We start from the raw sequence: 17,262 nt of genomic DNA, 5'->3' as shown, positions 1-17,262 counted from the left end.
GCAAATCCAACGAATCAATATCTTTTTAAAAATGATATTATCACCAAGGGGAAAGTCTGCCCTTTTTTCTGATGAAAAATATTTTTCATTTATCTATTGACATTTATTAGCTGGACTTATTGTTCTGGCGTGTTCGGTTTCATTACTGCCAGAAGGACTGTCCTTGCATCTGTAAACTCCGAGGAACAGGTGGACATTGCCAGTATCTGCGAATATTCTTCTGAGGAATTGATACGCCCCATGATATCCTCATGGATATACATTGCATTCGCCGACACAAAATCCAGAAGTCCCTTGTTATCCGTCTGCCACTTCTGAGGAGAAAAGATTGCGTCCTCGGAAGCGGAAACCCGCAGACAGGCAAAGATTTCAAGGGTGTAGGAACGGTCAGGCAATATCAATGTGCCTGTTGTGTTTTCATTAAAAAATTTCTGATCTTCGTACAAATCCAGGTCGCCAAACATCTTGCTGTTTGCCATATGGTGTCCGTACAACAGGGCATATTTATCATGAAATGTATTATCACAGCTGGAATCCAGAAAAATACTTCCTGCCAGGGCAAAATTGCCATATACATCTGTATTGATATAAGTCAGATTATCTTTTCCCTGCAGCACGGGATAGTCAATCTCCGTATTGTCCAGGGTCAGCCATGCACATACGTCCGGATTGATGGCGCGTAACTCCTCAAAAGACGCGCCGCCGTCTTCCTCCACCACCGGTTTCAATTTCAGCAGCTCTGACTGCACATCATCCACAGCAGCGTAAACCTGCGCATTATCCCACAGCGCATAGATGGAATACGCTCCCGCAGCGACCAGAAACAGGACGACCACTAAGGTCACAAGGGAATTGGCGGCCTTTAAGAATCGTCTTGAAAAATTCATGCTGCTGCCTCCCTTCTTTTATTGTTCCGCCGGGCGGATATCCATATTTACCACGCACGGAATACCGGCACCCGGCGGAAATTCTAAATGCTTAGCGCATATTAGAATCTACATGTTGTTTCTACAAAATGTCTTTATTATTTTTTGCAACTATACGACAGCAATTAGTCATCAAATCTGCGTCTTCTTGTGACAAGAACAGCTCCTCCGACTACAACGCCTGCTGCGATTAAAAGGTATGGCAGGCTGTCGGTGGTGATACCGGTGTCGATCTCGCCTCCTCTGCTATTTACAAAAGCTACTGTTTTTTCCGCACTATCAACTGTCTGATTTGACAGAGTGTTACCAGAATTGTCATTTACTGTTGTTGTATAATTTGAATCCTGTGTCTCTGTAACAGTATAAGTTACTCCGTAAGGAACATTGCTCAGATTCAAAGTTTCACCGTGGTGTAAATAAAATGTTGCTGGTACTCCAATTGTAATTGAATCTGGATTATCGACATTGGACGTAGTTCCAACTCCAATTGTGCTGTTCACTGTTTTTCCCTGTGGCACGTTCAAAGTAACCGTAAATTCGAAATATTTGTTCCTGTCGCCTAAACTTCCGGTCACAGTTTTAGAAATCTTCAGAGTAGATGCATTGTATGTATTCTCAAATGCAGGGGTTCCATCTCCATCTTCTCCACCAATCTTCTTGTCACCTTTATATACGGCTACAACACGAACCAATTCGTCTCCCTGCTGGATAACTGTAACTTTCAGGGTAATCGGCTCCTGGTCATACACAACTCCTGCGGTACTACCTGCTGATTCAGCGATTGTGTAAGTATATACACCAACTCTGCTATAAGTTGGAAGAGTAATCGTGATATTCTTCGTTCCTGTTCCTGTTCCATCTTTTGTCGCCTCTCCGACTGCATATACAGCGCTGGAGATAGAAGGAAGATTAGGTATATCACTCTGCGATACCTCACTATCAGTTACGCTTTTTGTTGTCTGTTCAAAAGTAAATGTTTCTGCTGGAGAGGTGCCTCCATTCGGTGCAGTGTACGTTTTCTGTACAGTAACACTGTCCACATCCGTATAAGTCGTCGATGACGTTCCAGAGTCTCCCTGTGCAAATGCCGTAATACTCATACTGAGTACCATAACAAGTGTAAGCAATGTTGCAAATAATTTGTTCGTAATTTTCATAAACTTTTTCCTCCTATAATTTAAATTTTTTATCGCTATAAGCGCCTTCTCAAGGCGTCCTATACTGTTTTGGAGCCGTTTTCCGGCCATGGTATCGTTGTGCATGGGTTAAAGCTGCCTTCTTCGCAGAATGGTAATCACCTTTGCCTTCACATTTTCAATGGGAATACTTCCGTATTCTCGGCTGTCTACGGCCTGTGTCCGGTAATCTCCCAGGATGAACACATATCCTTCCGGGACAGTGTAAGGGTATTCCATACCGTCTTCCGGATAGGTGGGGAAAAGAATCTCTCCTCCCTGGACAGTTCCGTTTACAAGAAGCGTTCCTGTATCGTCCATGGTTATCACATCTGTCTCGCGTCCCATGATCCGTCCCACATGGGTCTCACCATCCGCTTCATAAACAACCACATCGTCTTTGAGATACTCTCCCTGCAAACGGAAACCGATAATCAGATCACCGTCTTTTATCGCTGGAAACATGCCGTTGCCAGGAGCCTGCATGACCAGAAATACCTGGGTGAACAGCAGAATTCCAATGACGGCAAGCGCTGCGATATCTACGACAAGACGGATGTAGCCGCTTCTAATCTCTGCGGTGTTCCTGCGCCGGCGAATAATACGCGAACAAGATGGAAGCTCCTCCGCCGGAGTCTGACCGACAGGTATTTTTTCTGTAGCTTTCACTGTTCCACCTCTTTTTCCCGGTACATTTCCAGCAAAGCATCGTATCTCGCCCGCTCAGCGGTAAGGGCTGACTCATAAAGCCGATTCAGTTCTTCCAGCTTGCGCCAGAGATAGACTTCATCTATTCCACCAAACAGTTTTTTCCGAAAGCGTACTGTCTGGAACCATTGAATCAGTTTATCATGCTCGGCATTTACTGACGGCGTATCTGCTATCTTCTTTTTATAAGCTTCCACTGGGTTCCGTTTTGCTTCGGTCTGCCCATTCTGCTTTGTTTGTGTTTTTTCCATATGTTTTCCTGACATGTTGTCTCTTTCGTTTCTCTTCATTTATGTTGCCTGTCTCTGTCAGTAAAGGGCCGGCACATTTTTTAGCTACGGCGCCGGCGAAGAATCACTGCCGCTGCTGCGCCTCCTGCCACAAGAGCAAGCATCAGGATGTATGGCAGATTATCCATGCGGATACCAACGTCTACGATGGCGTCTTTTTCGTTGGTAAATGTAATCGTCATCGGTTCATTTGTGACGGTCACAGTGCAGGAACTGTTTGTGCCATCTGAGGTTATCTTATCTTCTGACAATTCAGTATTTCCCTGCTTAATGTTTTCCAGATCATAACCATCCCGGTTCTCACTGATGGTTACCGGTGTGCCGACTGGTAAGTCATTTAATGTTTTACCGTTGTCGTTGTGGCTTAATGAAAATTCCTCCGTTTTCTGGGTTCCATCGCTGCCCAGCCAGCTGGCGGTAAATGCAAATTTTTTATCATAGTCACTCAGATTACCGGTGACAAGCTTCTTAACTTCAATGCTGGAAGTGTTCTTTTTGTAGGCATTGGTAATGGCAATCTCCGGATTGCTGGCTTCGGTAATATCGTAGCTCAGAGAAGCGACATGCTTCCAATCGCTTGTCTGACCAATAATAATTTGACTGTTGGCTTCATCATATCTAAATATCTTCCCATCAATGGAATATTCCTGACCATCATTTGAAACGCTATAAAATTGTACCGGTTCATGCCAACTTCCATATGTCGTCACTTTGGCTGTTACCGCAGCTCTCACAGACGCAGATAATGGTTCTGAGGAAATCACAATGCATCCACTCGATCCCGTCAGCGCCGCTGCGAACAGAAAATTCTCATTCCCTTCGACACCAACCGGCCAATTTGTATGACTACAGGTTGGATACTTAGTTGCTTCAATCGCTACATCCGCAGCTTCCACGGTAACACTGCCGCTATCACCGGTCGTTGTAACAGTGTAGTCAGCAATCTCTTCATTTTCTTCGCTTACGGTATATTCACCCGTTCCCACTCCACTGATCTTCCAACGCCAGATAATGGAACCATCGGCACTATCTACTTCTTCCCAGCCAGAACTATTTTTAGTCAATGTATAACTCGTTCCATTCTGACCAGTTACAGTAATCTGAAAATTAACCGGAATCTGGTCTTCAGTAATACCTGTAAACTTTTTCTCAACAATAATGAAATTCTCATCTTGCCCCGTTTCAGCAATCTGCTTGCGATTGGTGACAACAATTGTACTGTTGTCGTTCGTTGTTTGAACGGTCATCGTTCTTGTGTCACCGGTTGTCTCATTCGCCTGAATTGTCTTATCGTCATATTTTGCTGATGTGGTATATCCACTGGCATTGGTCTCTGTCAGTTTCAGTTCTGTGCCGACCGGGACATTTGCTATGGTTCCTGTTTCATCGTTACTCAAATTCAGTGTTATCGTCTGCTTATTACCTGATGCGTTGGTATACTCACAAGTAAATCTAAAGTCCTTCGTGAGGTCTGTCTGACTAGTGGTGACCACCTGCTTCTCCACGGTGATATTCTGTGTTTCCGGAACATACCGGGCGTAGAAAGTGGTGTTTGCATTAATTCTATAATTATTAAAGTCCACCTTTTGGGTACAGGTCTCATCAAGATACCAACCATCGAAGGTGTAGGTGATACCATTTACGGTTTTGGTTAACGGATATACATTCGGCTCGTTCTCATTTGGAATTAACAATTCATCTGTCTCAAATCCTTCCGGAACTCTCTTCGTATATTGCTCTGGATCAACTGGTTCAAAAGTCTGTTCACCAGCATCCTTTAATTTAAAATCAACTGTATACTGATTTGTTTCATTTAATGTAATATATCCATCCAAATGAAATGTTTTTTTACCATCAATTACTGGCTGATTATAATTGTTATGTCCTGCATTGGCTCCCTCAGCAACTACCACTCTAAACCAGGTAATCGTATAATATCCTTTTAGATTTTCTTTATCTTTTGTATCAGCATATTTATAAGGCACTCCATCTACAGTAATATCTGGATAACTGGTAGGACATGTGATATCTGCACCGTTATTTCCATATCCATTATCCAATTCTTCGTTCGTATTATGGCTATCTGGAGAACCAAGACCTGAGATAGTGCCAACTCCCATTCCATTCCAAATTTGGTCTGCGCTTCCTGTAGATTCCGTTGTCTTTCCTGGTATTAAAGTGTAGGTATATAAAACATAACTTTGTCCCGAAGAAGCTGCGGTGACCTGGATGGTGTAAGTTTCTGTTTGCTGTCCACCCCAACTCCAATATGTATGCGTTATCCATACAGTACCTTCTGTTACTCCGGTTACATCTACACTATTACCGTCTTGATTCAGCGAAACTCTACTGCTTGGGTAAGCGGACCAAAAATGGTTAGAACCATATTGTCCAGATAATGTAATCGTTTCTCCTACTGACACCTCTCTCGGTCCATTAATATTTAATGGGGAGATTCCATTACCAAGCTCTCGCTGTGGCTGTATGACCGCAGTATTTCCTTCATTTTTTTCCATGTCGTCAGAAGTATCAGCAGAATCTACTATTGCGTCATCTTCCGTTGCCACATTTTCTGTATCTTCGTCTTTTATTTTGTCAGAGTCTTCAGATATCTCATCCGACTGACTCACATCACTGGAAGATTCCGTTTCATCTTGTTTTGAAATATCCTCTTTGTCAGATACTTCTTCCGTTTTGGACGAATCTTCGTCTTCAGATTCTTCCGTCTCATTTTTTGTCTCATCGGACACATCGTCCGCTTGTCCGGATTCTGTCTGTTCCTTGGAATCCTCCTCTTTTATATCAGAGCCTGTCTCTTCGGACGCATCCGCTTTCTTTCCCGAGTCTGCCTCTTCGGATACTTCTTCACTGTTTTCCGTGTCGTTACCCAAAGTATTTTTATCGGTGACTGCCTCCACAGATTCCGTCTCCGGTTCCTCCATTTCCTGCCATCTGGCATACAGTTTTACTGTTTTTGATTCGGTCACGGATTGTTTGGAGAAGTCTGTAAACTTTGAGCCACCGTCCCTGGACGTATACCAGCCTTCAAATGTGCTGCCGTCTTTATCGGGTTCTGACGGTTCTTTCAACGTTTCCCCGTCTTTAACGGTCTGGCTGTCGTACAGTTCTCCATCCGAGTAGAACTCATAGGTGATGGCTGCCGACGCTTTCGTTGCCTCATCACCATCTTTTCCATTCCCTGCACTTTTGGCAAAAGCCGGAATGAAAACACTACAGACCATGACAAAGGCGATAAACACTGACAAGTATCGTTTGTATCGTCTGCGTTTTCCAGATGAATGAATCATACTTTTAACCCTCCTTATCTTATTTGTGCACAGCGGCAGTCCAACAAAAATTTATCTCGTTTTTCAATCCTCATTTCAGATTTTTTGGATATAATAAGAAGGAGCCGCCAAACATTTTTTCGCAGAGTTCAATACTCTGCGAAATTCAGCACTTTTTCCTGAAAAAATGTATCATCTTTCAAGATTTGACGGCGGTTTCTGACGGCGAAAAAATATAATGAGCTTTTAGCTTTTCCATGTTTTCCCGTTTTAATTCCAGAGAAGAGTGAACATAACGTTCCAAAGTGACCTTAGGACTTGAATGCCCCAGGATTTCAGACAGACTTTTTATTTCAAAACCTGCTTCGACACAGCGTGTAGCAAAGCTATGCCGAAGTGTATGAAAATGCACTCCTTCTAATCCACAGTCTCCTGTATATTTATTCAGACGATACTGGAGCGTCCTTGGTTCCATAAATCTTTTTTCTTCTCCCGTTAAAACAAAAGCTTTATTCTTTTCTGCTTTCCATCTCCTGCAAAATTCCGCAATATTGTCATTTAAAGGAATCGTTCTTACAGATTTACTGCTCTTTGGTTCACCAACAATTACTTTTGTTCGTTTTTGCGTTGGATCATCCGTTATATTTTTTATCCTCTGCATTGTCCGACAAACATGAATTGTCTGATTATTAAGAGAAATATCTGACCAACACAAAGCGCATATTTCACCTATCCTAAGGCCTGTCATCAAAGCCAGCAAAATACCAAATTTGCACACATCCATATCATTTAAAAGGTATTCTACAAAACGCATCTGTTCCTCTCTGGACAATACACGCATTTCCTTTTTGTTTTCTTTTGGATAAACAATCTCCACAGATTCTACCGAAGGATTTTTCTTTTTCATATAATTAACGATAGAACGGACCATTGTAAGTATATCTTTCACTGTTTTAGGAGATAATTTCACTTCATGAAGCAGATCATAACTGAATTGCTCAATCAATGTTTCTGTAAAAGCTTCTGCATAACAACCTCCAAGCCGCGGCTTAATATATTTTTCAATGGTAGTGAAATATTTTATAAATGTGGATTCTTTTACACAGCTTCTCTTAAGGAGAATCCATTCATCACAATACAATGAAAACCTCTTCTTTTTTATTTCTTTTCGAATCGGTAAATGATTAATAACTGCTGACTTCGCCTGTATAGCTTTATCTTTCGCTTCCCGATATGTTTTTCCATAACAATAGCCGTAACGAATTTCTCCGTCCGGCTTATATCCTTTCACATATCTTGCTTCCCATCGTCCATCTTTTCGTTTATAAATATTTTCTCCCTTCTTACCCATAACATCAACTCCTTTTCAAACCAGATAATGCCTCCGAAAATATCTTTCAAATGACGGCAATTTTGACGGCGATAAAATTTCTGACTCTGGCTTCACACTGACAAAATTACCTTTTTTTCTGATAAAATCAATTTTTATTAGTAAAGAAATGGTTAAAACTGTATAATTATTTAAAATACTGCTTGTACAATTTATAAAAAAGTGCTAATATTATATACACAGAGTATTGAAATCCGCGAAAAACTAAACTTATTTTATTATCGCCGGCTCTGTATGATTACTTTTTAAAGTCATTTATATCAAGATTCGTATATACGTATTTCGTTGTCTAAAAAATGCATGCTTGATCTCACATGCATTTTTTAGATTCTATATCATTTTATCTTACGTTATATTTCCACAGTATTCATATAACTCATCATTGAGGGCCATGGCTCTCACCATATCAATGATCTTATCGCTGTCCAGCGCTTCTCTGACTTCTTCCAGTGGTATGTATCGGTTCACCTTTTTGTTGCAGGCGCCGCCAAACACAAACTGGGAAAAGAGGCGCTCCACTCCATAAGGCTGCTGGTCCTCCTGGTCGATTCCCAGAGGGTCCGAACAGTCTTTATCTTCTATATATATATTCTTGTATCCATGACGAATTTGAGAAATAATTCGTATCGTGGCTTTCCGTATTTATCCTCATAATTTACCAGACTGCACAATTTCTCCAAATCAAATCCCAGGGACAGGTACTCCCTGATCCGCAGAGAACCCCCATAAGAATCCACATGATATCCGGCGAACCGGTCTCTCCAGTATTCTTCGCATACTTCTACCGGAAAATGTGTTCTCATGGCGTTACCCAGTTCTTCTGTATCATTACCCAGATAAAATTCCTTCCACGCGGTCAGCTGTTCTTTTCGGCTGAGGGGCAGCTGCTGTACCCTGTCTGCCAGCCGCTCCGGATCACAGCGGTCCGGCACATCAATAAAAATCCCCATAAATACCTCCTTTTCAAAATACGTTTTACCGTTTCGTTTATGCGTATCATAACAGAAAGAAAAATGCATGTCAATTTCCACATGCATTTTCTTTTCATTTTTTGTAACTATTCATCCATGCGCTATTCAAAGCAAATTTTATTCTTCCTTTTCTTTCAGCGCACTCACATATCCCATAACCCGTTCTCTTTTCTGAAAATCCAGACTCCGGTAGTTTTCCAGCAGAGTACTTTCTTCCTTATTTAATGGAAGTATATAGTCTACGGAACTGCCGTTTACGTCCAGATCATTTTCTGAGAGTAACTCATAAGGAGAGATCTGAAGTACCTGACAGATTTTTAAGATCTTATTCACCGACGGATTGGTCTTTTTCCTTTTCCAGTCGCTGATCGTACTCTGGGAAATCCCTGTTTTCTGAGCAAATTCTTTCTGACTCATCCCCTTTTGCTGCAGCAAAATAAATATTTTTTCACTGACAATCATTTCTTTTATTCCTCCCGCGTGTATTCTGCTTTTTTCATGACATGTGCTGTGTGTTTCTCCTGCACATTCTTCATGAACAAATCCTCTTACCTCCGCAGTTCATCACTTTCTCGCCAGCAGCGTCTCTTCCAGACAGCTGTAAATTTCTCCCGGAAGATTCATGGTGCCAAGAATACCTGTCATCTCCACGGGGCTCACGCCTTCTTCCAGATACCCATATATTTTTTCTTTGTCCTCATACAGCATTTCCGCCTGGTACAGCCGCCGGAAAAATTCTTTCTGCCAAAGGTTTTCTGCCAGACATAAAGGCTCCCGGAAAGTAAAGACGATCTCCGTATCCGCCGGAAGGGCCGGAAGCTGTACTTTGAGAGCCGAAGTATCCTGATCATACTCCCACCGGATATCCACAGGCCGGCCATCAACAGTGACTTCCGGGCTGACCGAAGAAATGTTCATAAATTCCAGAGTAAATGTCCGCATGGCAGGAATGACTTCCAGATCACCCAGAGGCTTACAGATGGTAAATACATTTTCTTCCCAGTTCCAGTCCATGGAAGTGCTTACGCTTCTGCGGTCTGCGCCGCCGTCATTATCCTCCTGTAACACAAAGTTTCCATTGGCTCCCGGGTAAATCCGTATCCGAAGGGAAGACGGATTCTCCACACTGTTGGTAAACTCTTCATAATCCGCCATCGGCACGATGCCTCCCGCCTTCACCAGGACCGGAATATCCTCAATGTCCCGGTGCAGTGTCAGCATACGACCGCCGTCATAGACCATGCCGTTAAAGAAATCAAACCACTGTCCTTCCGGCAGCCATGCCCGGAAACTTCCTGTCCCCGAAGCTTTATCATGGGGATGTGTGATCGGACAGACAATCATTTCCGTTCCAAAATAATATTCATTGGGCACCTCATAGGCTTCCCGGCGTTCCGGTTCCGGATAATACATCGGCCGGATCAGTGGTCTTCCTTTCAGGGCAGCGTCGCAGTTCATGGTATATAGATATGGAATCAGTGCATGGCGCAGACGCAGATACCGTTTCATCACCTGACAGGCAATTGCGTTATAATTCCAAGGTTCTTTTCCGTTGAACGGACTGTTGGTACTGTGGAGACGATTGATCGGGGAAAACACGCCGAACTGCAGCCACCGGACGGAAAGCTCATCATCCCGGTATCCCCGCATGTGTCCGCCAATGTCATGGCTCCACCAGCCATAGCCGGCATTGCTGGCGTTGGCAGTGAAATATGGCTGAAAATCCAGAGATTCCCAGGTAATGATCGTATCCCCGGAGAATCCAATGGGATATCTGTGGCTGCCGATGCCCGCATATCTGGAAAATGTCAGGCCCCGTTTTCCACCTCTCTCACTGTCCAGATAATGATAATGGTTAAGCATCCACAATGGATCAAGACCAGGCACCCGGCTTTCCACACCCTGCTGCCAGTCAATCCACCAGAAATCCACGCCCTGTTCTTCATTGGGATGATACAGATACCGGAAGGCGGCGTCCAGAAAATCCGGATCGGTCACATCACAGTCAATGGATTCTTCATTTTCCCAGTCTTTTCCCAGATCCTCCGCCATGGCCCGGTACATTTCCTCATGCGGTCGCACGCCGTCCGCCGGATGTACATTTAAGGTCACTTTGAGGTTCTCTTTATGGAGCCAGCCCATAAACTCTGCCGGATCCGGAAACAGCTCCCGGTTCCAGGTATATCCCGTCCAGCCGCTGCCGTATTTCGGGTCAATATCCACCAGATGCCAGTCCATATCGATAACCGCCACAGAGAACGGAACTTTCTCGCCTTTGAACCGTCGCATAAGCGTCTTGTATTCTTCCTCTGAATAGCGATGATACCGGCTCCACCAGTTTCCCAGCGTATATCTTGGCAGCAGCGGCGTATTCCCAGTCAGTTTATAAAAATCCTGCAGACATTTCTCATACTGATGCCCATATCCAAAAAAGTAGATATCCGCCGCCTCTTCCTGCCTTGGCTCTACCCATCCGTCATCCCGGATCAACAGCGAATGGCTGTCATCCAGCACCGAAAATCCATTTCTGGAAATCACTCCATGGTCCAGTTTCACGGCTCCGTCCGCCTCATCCAGTGTCCGCGCTGTTCCCAGCAGATCCGTCACCTTTTCTCCATACCGCCAGATACTGTTGTACGCGCTGATATTTCCCCGTACTTTCAACGAAAGTCCACTGGCGGAAAACGGCTTTTTATCATAGACAAGCTGGATTCCCTCGGTGGTCACTCTCAGTACATCCTTTTCATCCCGCACTTCAAACTGCACCGCCGGAAACTCCCGGTTCCACACACACTGGGTCGGGCGGTCCTCAAACCGGCCGCTTTCACTGTACTCCAGCCGGATCAGCCACGGCGTCAAAATGGAAATCCTGTATTTCTCTCCCCGTAGAACCGATTCCTCTCTCGCCACAGGCCGGGTATCAATTCTGAAATGATCCTTCATTTTGCTGTGCTCCTTCCTGATTTATTCTGCTATCATTTTACCAGAAAAAGTATCCGTCTTCTACATATTTGATACGAAATCATCTTAAGAAACGTACATGAAAAACCTCTATCATTTCCGGAAATAGCATTTACAAGCCCCCGCTCCTGTTATATAATTTTCTTCTGGATTTTGTCAAAGAAAGGATTATTTTATGAAAACAGCACAATATGACATGACAGCGGGCAATCCAACGAAGATTATTCTTAATTTCACGCTGCCTATTTTCATAGGAAATGTATTTCAGCAATTTTATAACATGGCCGACGCCGTCATCGTAGGGAAGTTTGTGGGAACAAAAGCTCTGGCAGCCGTGGGCAGCACCGGCACTATCATGTTCCTAATTTACGGCTTTGTCGTGGGAATGACAGCCGGTTTTACCGTACTGACCGCTCAGAAATTCGGTGCCGGAGACCTGCCCGCCATGCGCCGTACCGTGGCCGGAGCCTCCTTCCTGTCCCTGATCATCGGACTGATACTGACCGCATCGTTTATGATCCTCATGAGACCATGGCTTCATCTGATGAACACGCCATCCGATATTTACGCAGACGCCTATGCGTACATTATGATCATCAGCGGCGGCATTCTGGCACAGATGCTTTATAATCTGCTGGCCAGTATTCTCAGAGCATTGGGTAACAGCAAAGTACCATTATATTTTTTGATTCTCTCCGCTCTGCTCAATATTGCTCTGGACCTTTTTTTCATTATCGTATTCCATATGGGTGCGGCAGGCGCCGCCATCGCTACTATTATCTCCCAGGGCGTATCCGGTCTGCTCTGCCTGCTTTATATCATAAAAAAAGTACCGGTGCTCCACATGACCAGGGAGGACTGGCATCCCACAGGAGTGCTTTTAAAGAAACAGATACAGATTGGCATTCCCATGGCTCTGCAGTATTCAATCACGGCCATCGGTACTATGATGGTACAGTCTTCCCTTAACATCCTCGGTTCCACGCTGGTAGCCGCATTTACCGCCGCCAGCAAAATCGAGCAGGTGGTCACACAGGCTTATGTGGCTCTTGGAACGACCATCGCCACATACGGCGCCCAGAACATGGGAGCAGGCAACATTTCCCGCATCCGCAAGGGATTTTGTGCTTCCACCACTATCGGCATTCTCTATTCCTTTGCCGCGGCGGCCCTGGTTATGACAGTCGGCAAGTACATGAGCTATCTCTTCGTATCTGAAGATGTGGCGTTGATCATCGACTCCGTCGATATTTACTTAAAATGTGTCGGCGCCTTCTTTATTCCTCTGACCATTGTCAATATCTACCGAAATGGGATCCAGGGACTGGGATACGGTCTGCTTCCTATGATGGCCGGAGTGGCCGAGCTGATCGGCAGAGGCATCGTTGCCGTCATCGCTGCCAGACAGAGAAGCTATCTGGGCGTATGCCTCGCCAGCCCTGCCGCCTGGGTGCTGGCCGCAGCGCTCCTGCTTGTCATGTATTTTTATATCATGAAAGTTGATCTGAAGAAAATCATTACAAACCAGAAGAGGGGATGATAACATCCCCTCCTGCTTTTCACATTTCTTTCTCCTGCCTTCATCCATCGTTCTCCTGATTATTCAACAGCCACTCCTGCGCTTTCTTTTGACACAGCATCGTATTCCCATGCACGGACACATACTCCATACATTCTTCTGCCATTTTTTTGTTTTCCATTTTATGCAAACATTTCCCCAGCAAATACTGGCGCAGTACTTCATGGTAAGTATTCTCTCCCTTATATGATTGCAAACACATCGCTGCCTGCTCATACTTCTGTTCCAGAAATAATCCTCGCGCTGTAAGCAATTTCTGTTTTCGAAATCTTCGTCCCGCTCTCTGCAGAAGCATATGGAATCTTTCCGCATCCCGGCTCACATATGCCTCGGAAAGCTCCAGCGTTCTCACCGTCTGCTTATACACATTACTGTTTTTCTTTCCTCTCCATTCCCCGGTCAGAAATCTCCTGCTTTCCTCCAGTTTCCCGCCGGCAATCCATGCACACACCATCCGCTGCTGCATCAACAAAAAAACCGATTCCTGAAATCCCTGCAATTTAAGCCCTCTCCCATAGTCCACCGCATAGTTCATGGCGTCCATATATTTTTTTACATCACACTGCTTCAGCAGAATCCGGTCCAAACCGGCCAGCTTTCCTCCACTCACACCGCATAACCACAAAAATGCCAGGACCAACGCGATCACACAGCCTGTCACCATCAGGTACAAATATTCTGTGATTCCCGTATACAGCCATCCGGAATCCCACACTGAAAAACCAAACACATTTTTTCTAAATAACAAAGGAAAAATGGTTTCTTTGTGAGGAAATGGATTCCCGAGAAAAAGACTGACAATTCCAATCATCAACACACATATGACCAGATACACCAGAAGCATTTTTATCCTTCCATATTTCATCCATCCGTAAGCACGATGTATTCGTTTTTCTAAATATTTATCCGGCATTTTCCGCCCCTTTCCTTCGAAGATCTGTTTTTCCCTGACACACCATGCGGCACAGTTTTGTCATCAATGTACCACTGGTTTATAGTATTCTAATTATACCATTATGCGGCAGATATTCCTATACAAGCATTTTCCCGGATTTTATGGTCAGATTTTATGTTCGCTAAATCTCAAACAATACTTTTTAAAGCTTGACTCTCACGCAGCGTGATATTGTATTATTTCCTCAGAGAGCACAATATTTTCGACCGGTCATCCTTTATATCGCTTTCAAGAAATGACACTATTTTACTAAACCCTGCACTCACATATTAGGAGGGAATTTAACATGAAAAGTATAAGCCAGGTCACCAGACTAACCGGCATCAGCATACGGACACTGCAATATTATGATGAGATCGGCCTGTTAAAACCCAGCGAACTCACAGCATCCGGCTACCGCCTGTACAATGATGAGGCTCTGCAGACCTTACAACAGATTTTATTTTTTAAAGAACTGGATTTTCCTTAAAGGAAATCAAAGAAATTCTCGAAAATCCTGATTTTGACAGAATTGCCGCTTTCAAAAAACAAAAAGAACTATTTCTCCTGAAACGCAACCGGATCAACCGATTAATTGAGCTTCTGGAACGCCTCGAACAGGGAGAAGCATGTATGAGTTTTAAAGAATTTGATCTGGCCGATTATATCAGAGCTCTGGAAGATTTTAAAGTCAGCCAGACAGACACTGTAATTAAATACTGGGGAAGCATCGAAAATTTTGATATGTTTATTGAAAAGATCCGGGATGACGAAGACCAGGTGGCAAAGCTTGCCATCCAGCAATTTGGCAGCATCGAAAACTACACCGAAAAAATGAAGTATAATCTGGAACATTTTTCTGAGCTCATGAAAACACAGCTGCCGGAAGAAGCCAAAAAAATCGCCCGGCGATCCGACATGTTATATGGTCAGCTGACTGCCGATCTGTCCGAAGACGTCTCCTCTCCGAAAATACAGTCCATTGTCCATTCGATAGATTTGTTGATCAGAGAGAACGGCGGAAGCGTTTCCCTTGGCAAACCTTATATTCACGTATTGATCGACGCATATTCCAGCGACTACATCAAAAATGTGACTGACAAAAAATACAAGAAAGGAGCTTCAGATTATATTGTAAAAGCGTTTCGATATTATGCTGAGAAGCATCCATTTGGCGGGGAATAGAAATGAATTTCTTTTTCCAGCTTCTCGTTTTTAAGCTTATCCGCAAATTCTGTTGTTGCATTTTGAGCGATATGATACAATGCAGGAAATAGAATATTTGTTTTCATAGGAGAATTTCATGGAATATACAATACGTCAAATGGTACCGGAAGAATATCCTCTGCTGAACGATTTTCTATACGAAGCGATTTTTATTCCGGACGGTACAGCACCTCCACCGAAAAATATTATCGCTTCTCCCGAATTACAGATTTATGTTGACCGTTTCGGGTCATCAAAAGCTGATTTTGCGTTAGTTGCAGAGGTTGAGAAAAAAATCGTTGGTGCTGTCTGGGTCCGTATTATCAACGATTACGGACACATTGATGATGAAACTCCTTCCCTCGCAATCTCCCTATACAAAGAATGCCGGGGGCATGGAATAGGAACCGATATGATGAAAGAAATGCTGTCTTTATTAAAAGCACATGGTTATAAACGTGTTTCACTTTCCGTCCAAAAGGCTAATTATGCGGCTGAGATGTATCGAAAAATCGGTTTCGATATGATACGGGAAAACAAAGAAGACTGGATTATGCTATGGCAGGAGGGCAGACATTGATATACTATGTAAACGCATACACAACCCTGATCAGTGCGGCTTTGGGCGTTTGTTTCTCAATAGGGGCTGTCATAACAGAAAAAGGAAACAGCCGGACAAACGGATTATAGCTACAGGTCAGATACGGACTATTGAATTAACCACCTCTGACCATCAGGCATATCCATGAACGTTCCGCTAACACAGTCAATCTTTTCACCTGTCGGATACTTTCGAATAAATTCCTCCTCCCTATAGTCCGGATCTTCATACCAACAGTTTGATATTAAAAAGTCATTCTCCCTACGGAAAATAGTTCAGATATTACACTCTGAACTATCACGGTACACTAAGAGCCGGAAAGCCCGCTGTTTATGCGGGTTCCCGGCTCTTATGTTTACTATTCGAATTCGCGAATAAATCCTTGTCACTATACATTTTTATATAGGAATTATAGTTCTGATTAAGTTGTTATCACTATTTATCTTCTGAAATGTCTAACTCCAGTTGTACCGGCTCTCCCATTGCTTTTTTAAATAACTTATCAAATTCATCCCATGTATCAGATGCTTTCATCAATTGACAAAATTTACGTCCGCGACCCCCTTTATACGCAGGTAATTCATTTCTATTTGCTCTTTCTAACCAATCTTTCAATTTATCACTTAAATAAGGTGCTATCCACTGAGCATTGTAACTTTCGGTTCTTTCTCCATTTTCTACCTTCTCACTTCATATATACCATATCACGATATAAAGGACCAGTCAGCCTCTTATTTTTATCCGCATCTGATCCTTTATTATTATTGCTATTTTTAAGTATTTTTTCTGTCCTTTATATTAATATCCCGCAATCTAATTTTAGGAAAATCTTCATTCTTTTTTTATCAACCTTTAAATCAACACGTATTACTTGTAACAAATTACTGTATTTCTCATTCTGCTCTTCCGAAGATGCTTTACCCTAAGTATCAATATACTCATTCAATGCTCTTACGACATCTGCACTTCCAGTGATACTAATTAAATTTATTCTATCCCGTAAGGTAGCTAAATCCACACTATCACACTGGTTCTTCAAAACTTTACTGAACAAAGAAATTAACTCAACATACATTTCTTGTTTTTGCTGACAACGTTTTTCTACAAATTCATGTCTTCTCTCACTGCTTTTTTCAATCATTGTAGATATAATTGCAATAAGTGCACCAACAATAATTGGGATACATGTTTTCACAATTTCTAATACGGCTTCCATTTCTACACATCTGAATTA

The 17,262-nt window shown here is 43.2% G+C and carries 17 protein-coding genes; 4 read left to right on the top strand and 13 right to left on the bottom strand.

Going from position 1 to position 17,262, the window contains the following annotated elements; translation table 11 throughout:
* Window positions 1–116: 116 nt before the first annotated feature.
* The 10 genes from srtB to B5E53_RS15855 form a co-directional block, all read right to left on the bottom strand.
* Window positions 117–887: a class B sortase gene (gene srtB, locus B5E53_RS15895; RefSeq protein ID WP_087316784.1), complete on the bottom strand. Its 771-nt coding sequence runs from the start codon at window positions 885–887 to the stop codon at window positions 117–119.
* A gap of 164 nt (window positions 888–1,051) precedes the next feature.
* Window positions 1,052–2,083 (bottom strand): FctA domain-containing protein, encoded by a 1,032-nt coding sequence (locus B5E53_RS15890; RefSeq protein ID WP_162611947.1) that lies wholly within the window; start codon window positions 2,081–2,083, stop codon window positions 1,052–1,054.
* Window positions 2,084–2,191: 108 nt separating this feature from the next.
* Entirely contained in the window at window positions 2,192–2,770 is a 579-nt protein-coding gene (gene lepB / locus B5E53_RS15885) for a signal peptidase I (protein WP_242963782.1), read from the bottom strand.
* Entirely contained in the window at window positions 2,767–3,060 is a 294-nt protein-coding gene (locus tag B5E53_RS15880) for a hypothetical protein (protein WP_140401518.1), read from the bottom strand. The genes lepB and B5E53_RS15880 overlap by 4 nt, the downstream gene beginning before the upstream one ends.
* 80 nt (window positions 3,061–3,140) lie before the next feature.
* Window positions 3,141–6,407: an InlB B-repeat-containing protein gene (locus B5E53_RS15875; RefSeq protein WP_087316778.1), complete on the bottom strand. Its 3,267-nt coding sequence runs from the start codon at window positions 6,405–6,407 to the stop codon at window positions 3,141–3,143.
* A gap of 178 nt (window positions 6,408–6,585) precedes the next feature.
* On the bottom strand, window positions 6,586–7,737 hold the full coding sequence (locus B5E53_RS15870) for a site-specific integrase (protein WP_087316776.1): 1,152 nt from the start codon (window positions 7,735–7,737) through the stop codon (window positions 6,586–6,588).
* 384 nt (window positions 7,738–8,121) lie between these two features.
* Window positions 8,122–8,295, bottom strand: a complete 174-nt coding sequence (locus tag B5E53_RS19350) for a hypothetical protein (RefSeq protein ID WP_162611946.1) — start codon at window positions 8,293–8,295, stop codon at window positions 8,122–8,124.
* A gap of 59 nt (window positions 8,296–8,354) precedes the next feature.
* A complete protein-coding gene (locus B5E53_RS15865; protein WP_140401517.1) occupies window positions 8,355–8,726 on the bottom strand; it encodes a hypothetical protein in 372 nt (123 codons plus the stop codon).
* Between the two features lie 138 nt (window positions 8,727–8,864).
* A complete protein-coding gene (locus B5E53_RS15860) occupies window positions 8,865–9,209 on the bottom strand; it encodes a helix-turn-helix transcriptional regulator (protein WP_087316773.1) in 345 nt (114 codons plus the stop codon).
* A 102-nt stretch (window positions 9,210–9,311) separates the two neighbouring features.
* On the bottom strand, window positions 9,312–11,690 hold the full coding sequence (locus B5E53_RS15855; RefSeq protein ID WP_087316771.1) for a glycoside hydrolase family 31 protein: 2,379 nt from the start codon (window positions 11,688–11,690) through the stop codon (window positions 9,312–9,314).
* 193 nt (window positions 11,691–11,883) lie between these two features.
* On the opposite strand from B5E53_RS15855, the gene B5E53_RS15850 reads away from it, so the two are divergent.
* The gene (locus B5E53_RS15850; RefSeq protein WP_087316769.1) at window positions 11,884–13,248 is read left to right on the top strand and encodes an MATE family efflux transporter; all 1,365 of its coding nucleotides are present in this window, start codon (window positions 11,884–11,886) and stop codon (window positions 13,246–13,248) included.
* A 40-nt stretch (window positions 13,249–13,288) separates the two neighbouring features.
* On the opposite strand, the gene B5E53_RS15845 is transcribed toward B5E53_RS15850, so the two are convergent.
* Window positions 13,289–14,017 (bottom strand): hypothetical protein, encoded by a 729-nt coding sequence (locus B5E53_RS15845; protein WP_162611945.1) that lies wholly within the window; start codon window positions 14,015–14,017, stop codon window positions 13,289–13,291.
* Window positions 14,018–14,528: 511 nt separating this feature from the next.
* Here B5E53_RS15845 and B5E53_RS20190 point away from each other — a divergent pair.
* The 3 genes from B5E53_RS20190 (at window position 14,529) to B5E53_RS15835 (ending at window position 16,007) form a co-directional block, all read left to right on the top strand.
* Window positions 14,529–14,711 (top strand): MerR family transcriptional regulator, encoded by a 183-nt coding sequence (locus B5E53_RS20190; RefSeq protein ID WP_343215675.1) that lies wholly within the window; start codon window positions 14,529–14,531, stop codon window positions 14,709–14,711.
* Between the two features lie 143 nt (window positions 14,712–14,854).
* Window positions 14,855–15,406: a hypothetical protein gene (locus B5E53_RS20185; protein ID WP_343215674.1), complete on the top strand. Its 552-nt coding sequence runs from the start codon at window positions 14,855–14,857 to the stop codon at window positions 15,404–15,406.
* Between the two features lie 118 nt (window positions 15,407–15,524).
* The gene (locus B5E53_RS15835) at window positions 15,525–16,007 is read left to right on the top strand and encodes a GNAT family N-acetyltransferase (protein ID WP_087316765.1); all 483 of its coding nucleotides are present in this window, start codon (window positions 15,525–15,527) and stop codon (window positions 16,005–16,007) included.
* Between the two features lie 456 nt (window positions 16,008–16,463).
* Here B5E53_RS15835 and B5E53_RS15830 read toward each other — a convergent pair whose 3' ends face one another.
* Window positions 16,464–16,643, bottom strand: coding sequence for a hypothetical protein (locus B5E53_RS15830; protein ID WP_087316763.1), 180 nt, complete (start codon window positions 16,641–16,643; stop codon window positions 16,464–16,466).
* A gap of 307 nt (window positions 16,644–16,950) precedes the next feature.
* The gene (locus B5E53_RS15825) at window positions 16,951–17,244 is read right to left on the bottom strand and encodes a hypothetical protein (RefSeq protein ID WP_087316761.1); all 294 of its coding nucleotides are present in this window, start codon (window positions 17,242–17,244) and stop codon (window positions 16,951–16,953) included.
* Window positions 17,245–17,262: the final 18 nt, after the last annotated feature.

It is taken from the genome of Eubacterium sp. An11, from assembly GCF_002161065.1.
Lineage (GTDB): Bacteria > Bacillota > Clostridia > Lachnospirales > Lachnospiraceae > Anaerobutyricum > Anaerobutyricum faecale.
Note: the sequence above shows the minus strand (reverse complement) of the source record. Positions and strands in the feature narration are given on the sequence as shown.